Source organism: Vibrio sp. YT-19(2023) (assembly GCF_033337395.1).
In genome coordinates this window covers 1-673 of the sequence record NZ_JAWOQN010000562.1, presented here as the reverse complement: position 1 = coordinate 673, position 673 = coordinate 1, and the positions used below count along the sequence as shown (strand labels likewise).

General features: G+C 42.8%; 1 protein-coding gene and 1 pseudogene. One reads left to right on the top strand and one right to left on the bottom strand.

The window, feature by feature from the left end; translation table 11 throughout:
* Positions 1-188 (bottom strand): annotated as a pseudogene (locus tag R7E78_RS27150) (folate-binding Fe/S cluster repair protein); the annotation flags it as partial.
* 404 nt (positions 189-592) lie between these two features.
* On the opposite strand from R7E78_RS27150, the gene R7E78_RS27145 reads away from it, so the two are divergent.
* On the top strand, positions 593-673 hold an 81-nt coding region (locus R7E78_RS27145; protein ID WP_318058750.1), incomplete at its 3' end, for a succinate dehydrogenase assembly factor 2.

Here is a 673-nt window from a genome sequence, read left to right as displayed (position 1 = left end):
GCACCGAGTGTTGATTGGTCTTTTTCTAGAGAAACCACATCACAGGTAACTTGACCATGCAGGTACGATTTTTTGTCATCGCCTACCATGGTGATCATGCCTAGATGATCGAGTCGTGAGATAGACAGTTCTGGTAGAGCATCTTGAGTCGATAGGTTGAGCGGTGAAAAGCGAGTTTGCCATTCCATGATTACAATGCCTTTTGAAGATATTTTTCAGCTATGTTAAATGCAGATTCACCATTTGTCAGCTTTCAATATGCCCAAGTCACCTTAAGGTGTTCGGTTTAGCGAGAACCGCTCAGTTTTCAGATGTAGCGGTAATTTGGAAATCTAATCAACCTTGAGTAAGAAACGTCAACAACGTATGCCAATCAAGGATAGGTGACGTTTTCTATCGTGATTTCATGGCAGAATAATTAGGAAAGAGCTCGCTGTTGCTAAACGTGAGGTTCAGTGGTGTTGAATCAGTGACCAGCTTTGAATCTGACACCTTGAAGTTACTTAACGTATTGTGACCCGCACACTAGTGACGTAGCACATCCCTTGTTACACTCCGCATTAATAACAAGACATCTATGAAGGAATAATGAATGTACACTCCTGAAGAAAAGGCGCGTATTAAATGGGCTTGTCGTCGTGGCATGCTTGAGCTGGATGTGGTGATTATGCCG